Annotated in this window: 6 protein-coding genes; 2 read left to right on the top strand and 4 right to left on the bottom strand. The window is 59.7% G+C overall.

What is annotated here, in order from left to right; translation table 11 throughout:
* Window positions 1-52: 52 nt before the first annotated feature.
* On the bottom strand, window positions 53-1075 hold the full coding sequence (locus D6877_RS14015) for a transporter (protein WP_039758494.1): 1023 nt from the start codon (window positions 1073-1075) through the stop codon (window positions 53-55).
* 276 nt (window positions 1076-1351) lie between these two features.
* Between D6877_RS14015 and D6877_RS14010 the strand changes: the two genes are divergently transcribed.
* Entirely contained in the window at window positions 1352-2974 is a 1623-nt protein-coding gene (locus D6877_RS14010; protein ID WP_130911176.1) for a methyl-accepting chemotaxis protein, read from the top strand.
* 301 nt (window positions 2975-3275) lie between these two features.
* Here D6877_RS14010 and D6877_RS14005 read toward each other — a convergent pair whose 3' ends face one another.
* Window positions 3276-3581, bottom strand: a complete 306-nt coding sequence (locus tag D6877_RS14005; RefSeq protein ID WP_016773566.1) for a PepSY domain-containing protein — start codon at window positions 3579-3581, stop codon at window positions 3276-3278.
* 156 nt (window positions 3582-3737) lie between these two features.
* Entirely contained in the window at window positions 3738-4865 is a 1128-nt protein-coding gene (locus D6877_RS14000; protein WP_130911175.1) for a glycerophosphodiester phosphodiesterase, read from the bottom strand.
* A 220-nt stretch (window positions 4866-5085) separates the two neighbouring features.
* Here D6877_RS14000 and D6877_RS13995 point away from each other — a divergent pair, with 220 nt between their 5' ends.
* Window positions 5086-5412 carry a DUF2025 family protein gene (locus D6877_RS13995; RefSeq protein ID WP_130911174.1) on the top strand — a complete coding sequence of 109 codons (327 nt, stop codon included), beginning with the start codon at window positions 5086-5088 and terminating at the stop codon, window positions 5410-5412.
* A gap of 108 nt (window positions 5413-5520) precedes the next feature.
* Here the strand turns inward: D6877_RS13995 and D6877_RS13990 are convergent, their stop codons facing one another.
* The gene (locus tag D6877_RS13990) at window positions 5521-6042 is read right to left on the bottom strand and encodes a DUF1003 domain-containing protein (protein ID WP_095181511.1); all 522 of its coding nucleotides are present in this window, start codon (window positions 6040-6042) and stop codon (window positions 5521-5523) included.
* Window positions 6043-6222: the final 180 nt, after the last annotated feature.

Below are 6222 nucleotides of genomic sequence, written 5' to 3'. Positions count from 1 at the left end.
GCGAGCAGGCTCGCTCCCACAGAGACGATTGTCTTGTGTGTGGGATTTGCGCTCAATAATCCCCACGCTTGCGAAACGCCCAGCGTCCGGCAATCACGGTGAACGTCGCCACCAACGCGACCAGCACCCAAAATCCATGCGGGTCCTGGGACAGGGGCACACCGCCGACATTCATCCCAAAAAAACCGGCAATGATGTTGATCGGCAAGGCCAGCACCGTCACCACGGTCAGGGTGAACAGCGTGCGGTTGCTCTGTTCGTTGAGGTTGGCGGCGATCTCTTCCTGCAACAGTTTGATGCGCTCGCCGAGGGCGGTGAGGTCGTTGATGATCAGCGCAAACTCCTCGGTGGATTTGCGCAGCTCCTTGACGTCCTCCTTCTGCAACCACGGCGGCGGACGATTGAGCAAGCGCAGCAACGAGCCCGGTTCCAGCGCCAGCAGCCGTTGCAGACGCACCAGCACGCGGCGATTGGCACCGAGTTCGGCGCGGTTGGTCGACAGGCGCGAGGAGAGCAACTCGTCCTCGACCTGATCAACACTCAGGCTGGTCTTGCGCACGATCTGCGTCAGCACTTCGCCCTGATCGCGCAGCAGATGCACGAGCAGTTCCGAGGGCGAGCGAAAGCATTCGCCGGCCTTCACCGACGAGCGCAACTTGTCCACCGAGTGCAGCGGTTGCAGGCGTGCGCTGACGATCAGTTTGCTGCGCACGCAGACCCACAGCGTCGACACATCGGAGGAGACCATGCTGCTGAGGTTGAACACCACATCGTTGACCACCGCCAGCAGCGCCGAATCGACATGCTCGATGCGCGTCGAACGCGAACCTTCGTGCAGCGCTTCGAAAAACTCCTCGGGTAATTGCAGATGACTTTTCATCCAGCGCTCGCACGCGGCATGGGCCAGGTTCAGGTGCAGCCAGAGGAATTCGCCGCTGTCGCTGTCGTCCTGCAAACAGCGCAATGCCGTCGCCGAATCGATCTCCCGACCGCGCTCACCGGGCAGAAAACGAAAGCCGTAGAGCAAGCCGAACAGGTCCGGGTCGCGATGGCTGATATCGAGGCTGTGGTTCATGGCGGCTCGCTGCGAGGAGGGTCTTTGGTGCGGGATTTTCAGGTTCACCTGAGCGGCATCATCGCAAGCTCACATGACCGTTTTGTGACAGCAAAATGACGTCAAATCAATGCGTTACCGGCTGTCGGAAGTTTCTCAAGGAAGGCTCTGGCGCGCCGATCTCAGGTGAGTTAGGTTGCGCGCCATTGGCGTTTTGCCACGGTGCGACGACAGGGAAGTCCGGCCATTTCTCACGTCCGCCCGGACGTGCCTCATCCCTGCTTCGAGTATCTTGCAATGCTGCAAAAATCCCTGAGAGCGCAAATTCTCGCCCTGCTGAGCGGCAGTCTGCTGGCGATGCTGTTGATCGCGCTGGCCTGCTTTCATTTCCTCTCCAACGGCGTGCAAAGCTACAGCCAGTTGATTGCTGGCCCGTTGCACACTTCGCAACTGATCGATGAAGCCAACCTGCAATTCAAAGTGCAGGTGCAGGAGTGGAAAAACGTCCTGCTGCGCGGCAAGCAACCGGCGGATCTGGCGAAATACTGGAGCCAGTTCGAGGATCGCCAGCGCGACGTGCAGAACATTCTCGGCGAATTGGCCGGCCAGCAGGGCATCGAGGCCAATCTCAAATCACGTATCGAACGCTTGCGCGAAGAGCATCGCCAGTTAGGTGCTGCCTACCAGAAGGGCCGCGATGCCTACGTGGCTGCCGGTGGTGATCCGAGCGCCGGCGACGCTGCGGTCAAAGGCGTCGACCGCGCCACCAGTGAACAGATGAGCGCGTTGGTCGCCGAGCTGCGCGAGCAGGGCACCGCGCAATCGGCATTGATCAGTGCCAGCGCTGATCGCACCGTGTGGCTGGGCCTGTTGGTGATGCTCGCGTCAGGCTTGCTGATCGGTCTGCTGAGCCTGTGGCTGGTCAGCCGCAACCTGATCGAGCCGATCCGCAACCTCATCGATTACGTCACTCGCTTGAGCCGTGGCCAGTTGGCCGAGCGCGTAGTCAGCGAGCGTCGCGATGAGCTGGGCAACCTCGCTGCTGCTGCGAACACCTTGCGCGATTTTCTCGCGGACACCTTTACGCGGTTGCAGCACAGCGCGAGCAATCTGGACAGCGCCAGCGGTGAGTTGAATGCCATTGCCACGACCATGGCCGGCGGCACCAGCGAGCAATTCAGCCGCACCGATCAGGTAGCCACGGCGATGAACGAAATGTCTGCCACGGCGCAGGAAGTCGCCCGTCACGCCGCCGATGCCGCGCGTGCTGCCGACGATGCCGATCAGTCGGCGCAGCAGGGTGAAAAGGTCATGCAGACCACCATTCACTCGATCACTCAGATGCGCGGTGAAATTGCCAACACCGCCACGGTGATTCGTCGCCTGGAAACCGACAGCGGTCGTATCGGCAAGGTGCTGGAAGTGATTCGTGGCATCGCCGAGCAGACCAACCTGCTGGCCCTCAACGCGGCCATCGAAGCAGCGCGGGCCGGCGAGGCCGGGCGTGGTTTTGCCGTCGTCGCCGATGAGGTGCGCAACCTCGCTCAGCGCACGGCGGAGTCGATCATCGAGATCAACCAGATCATTCAGAACGTGCAGACCGGCGCTGTCGATGCCGCGCAAGCTATCGAGAGCGGCCAGGCACGCAGTGATGAAAGCGTCGAACAGGTGACCCAGGCCGGCGCGATGCTGGAGCGCATCACCTTGGCGGTGGAGGCTATTCGCGACATGAACCGGCAGATCGCCACGGCGGCAGAAGAGCAGACTTCAGTGGCCGAGGATATCTCGCGCAACCTGACTGAAATCACCGCGATCGCCAGCACCAACCTCGACAACGTTCAGCGCACCGAGAGTGCCAGTCAGAATTTGCATGGGTTGTCGGGGCAGTTGAATGAGGTGACGGCGCGGTTGAGTGCTTGATTGGTTTGGGTCGTGGTATGTCAGTGTTTTCGGTGTGATGGCTTGGCCCTCACCCTAGCCCTCTCCCACGGGAGAGGGGACTGACCGTGTTGATTGTTAAAGATACGTCGACCGGAAATGTCGAGGTGAACTCTGGTCTTGAAAAGCCCCCGATCTGCTCCCTTTCCCCCTCGCCCCCCTTGGGGGAGAGGGCTGGGGTGAGGGGGAATCGATTTCCCAGTCACCCCAAACCTCACGCCAAACGGCAGCCACAAAAAAACCGCACGATCTTTCAATCGTGCGGCTCTTCAACAGCGGTCTATCAAGTGTCTTGCTTGTCGCTCAGCACTTTACCGGTGGTGGCATCAAAGTCCACGTCGAACTCTTTACCATCAGCAGTCTTCAGTTCAACTTCATACTCATAACCGTTGAAGTGGTTATCCAGGTCGGTGTCGGTGATCGTTGCGCCCGGGTGCAGTTTCAGTGCTTCGGCGTTCATCGATTCCAGCGACTTGATCTTGCCGTCCTTGACCAGTTGCGGGATCTGGTCGATGCGAACATCGGCCTGAGCCAGGCCAGCGGTGAGGGTCAGGGCAGCGGCGGTAAACAGGGCAGTCAAAGTTTTCATCGGTTCATTCCTTGGCAGTGCGTTGAAGTGGTTGATCTGTGTAAGTGGGTTCAGATTAACCAGCGCAACTTAACTCACCCTTAAATCTCTGCCTCGCGATAAAACTGCTCTTCGTGGGAGCGAGCCTGCTCGCGAAGCAGACGACTCGATAACAACTTAGAAACCGTTCTTCTTCAAAACTTCATCAACACTGCCAGCCGCCGGACGCTTGTAAAACTTCAACAGTTCACTGGCGCGGTTGGTGAAGATGCCATCAACCCCCGCTGCCATGACTTTCTCGTAGTCCACCGCCTCGTCGACCGTATAAACATGCACCAGCATGCCCTGATCGTGGGTGTACTGATTCATCCACGGTTGCACCAGGTCGGAATAACTCTGATCACCACCATGGGTCAGCTTCGCCGACGGGCCGGTGCCGATCGCGCCCTGCGCCTTGGCGTAATCGACCCATTGCTTGAATTCAGCTTCGGATTTTGGCTCCTGCTTGCCGTAGAACACGTTTTTGTCTCTCTCGCCGGACGCGGCAAACGTCACGGCGGATTTCGGCTCGATGCTGCCTTCACCGACCCACAACAGCAGGATCTTCGGCACTTGCGGCATTTCTTTCTCCAGCAGTTCGAGGCTGGATTTGTCGAACGTCTGCAGGATCACCTTGCCTTTGCCCTGACCGACGCCGAGCGCACTTTTCGCCAGTTTCGAGCCGGCCGGGCTCAGCCAGCCGCGATCCTGGAGTTTTTCCTTGAGGTCATGTTCGATGCCGGGAAACAGCTGCGGCTCTTTGGTTTCGATGTACAGGCCCGGCTTGTGCTGCGGGTTGGCGCGGGCGATGTCGATGATTTCATCGAGGGTAAGAATCTTCAGCCCGGCGTAGGAGGGGCGTGCGCGGTCAGGATATTTGCTGTTGAACCAGCTGCCGGCATCGAGGGTTTTCAGTTCGGCCATGGTGAACGCGGTGGCCGGGCTGTCCTTGCGCTCGGGGAATTTGCTGGCGACGTCGGTGGTGCGTTGCAGGTTGTCGTCGTGCAGGGCGAAGAGCACGCCGTCCTTGCTGCGCTGCAAATCCATTTCCAGGTAATCGGCGCCGAGGTCACGGGCCAGTTTGTAGGCCGCAGCGGTGGATTCCGGGGCATCGAACGACGCGCCACGGTGGGCAATCACCGCCGGATGCGGAATGCCATGGGCGGCAGCGATTGCCTTGGGCTCCGGGTGGCTGGCGGCATGCGCCTGACCGAGGCCGAACAACAGACTCAGCACCAGAGCGCTTCGGGTAAAAGTGGCAGGCATGGTCGAGTTCCTTTCGCAGGTTTTTTTCGAGACGTACCTTTTAACAATTGAAGCGCCGCAGGGCTATCGCCAGACCGACATAAACCGCGCAAAACGGAAATTTCCTGCACTTTTGTGGCGCTGTTTGCAGTACGCTTGCCCTCGGCAGACGCTCCGGCAGAGGGCGCGCCGCTGCGTTGCCCTGCGTGTAAACCATCGATCATCTTTCGTGAGGTTTACCATGCGCATCACCTCCCAACTCATCTGCCAGGCTGCCGACGATCTCAAAGGCTTCGTCGGCCTCAACCGCAAGACCGGCCAGTACATCGTGCGTTTCAGCGAAGATTCGTTCGGCATGGACGTGGCCGACGACGGCATCATCCCGGTCAATGAATTCGTCTGGGCACCGCTGTCGGACACCGCCATGACGCTCAAGCGCGAGTTGATTCAGCTGCTGCTCGATCAACATATCGACGAGCGCATCAACATCACTGAGCCGTTGCGGGTTTACATGAGCAAGGTTGAAGTGCCGGAGATTGTTGCGGTGCGGAGTCTGGTGCGCGGTTGAGGTTTTGCTGTGTGGTTGCGGGCCTCTTCGCGAGCAGGCTCGCTCCCACAGGGATTTTGTGAACGCTACAGATCCAATGTGGGAGCGAGCCTGCTCGCGAAGGCGGCCTTAGTTCTGGCACACGTGAGCGTGTAACTCGCTGGTCAGGCCTTCGATGCGCTCGGTGAGGGTTTTCGTCATTTCGGTAAGACGCGTGTTTTGTTCCAGCAATGCCAGCAATTGCGCGGAATTCTTCGCCGCCTCAGCCTGACGTTCGGTATTGGCCAGTGCCAGCGCTTCGCGGTGCTGCGCATCGGCGTCGGCCTGCGCTTTATCGCGCGCGGCCTGACGGGTTTGTGCAAGCAGGATCAATGGCGCGGCGTAGGCCGCCTGCAGACTGAAGGCCAGGTTCAGCAGGATGAACGGGTAGACGTCGAATTGAGTCACGCCCCATACGTTGAGGCCGATCCATACCGCAACGATCAAGGTTTGCGCTCCAAGGAACAGCGGCGTGCCGAAGAACCGCGCAAAGGCTTCGGCGCGCAGGGCGAAGGCATCGTTGCCGAAGGTCGTATTCAGATGGGCGTGGGGGCGGTGAAAGCGCAGGTGATCGATGGGGGCGTTGGATATTCCGGGTTTTTCATTATTCATGGGGCACTCGGCGGGGCTTGGGACGTGTCGTCACTATAGCTCTGCGTTGTGGTGGCCGATCTTCGCGGGCTTGCCGCGAAGATCGCGACTCGTTCTATCGACCCTGCACAAACCTCAATTCGGCGCCCGCTCATTGGCAAACATGCTCACCGCATCCACCGCCTCACTGGCGCCATCGCG

This window comes from Pseudomonas sp. Sample_9, from assembly GCF_004307535.1.
GTDB lineage: Bacteria > Pseudomonadota > Gammaproteobacteria > Pseudomonadales > Pseudomonadaceae > Aquipseudomonas > Aquipseudomonas mercuritolerans.
This window is presented reverse-complemented; position numbering and strand designations above follow the sequence as displayed.

Bases quoted from the DNA above. Each gene is read 5' to 3' on its own strand.
- D6877_RS14010 (WP_130911176.1), top strand. From the start codon at position 1,352: ATGCTGCAAAAATCCCTGAGAGCGCAAATTCTCGCCCTGCTGAGCGGC.
- D6877_RS14005 (WP_016773566.1), bottom strand. From the start codon at position 3,581: ATGAAAACTTTGACTGCCCTGTTTACCGCCGCTGCCCTGACCCTCACC.
- D6877_RS14015 (WP_039758494.1), bottom strand. From the start codon at position 1,075: ATGAACCACAGCCTCGATATCAGCCATCGCGACCCGGACCTGTTCGGC.
- D6877_RS13990 (WP_095181511.1), bottom strand. From the start codon at position 6,042: ATGAATAATGAAAAACCCGGAATATCCAACGCCCCCATCGATCACCTG.
- D6877_RS13995 (WP_130911174.1), top strand. From the start codon at position 5,086: ATGCGCATCACCTCCCAACTCATCTGCCAGGCTGCCGACGATCTCAAA.
- D6877_RS14000 (WP_130911175.1), bottom strand. From the start codon at position 4,865: ATGCCTGCCACTTTTACCCGAAGCGCTCTGGTGCTGAGTCTGTTGTTC.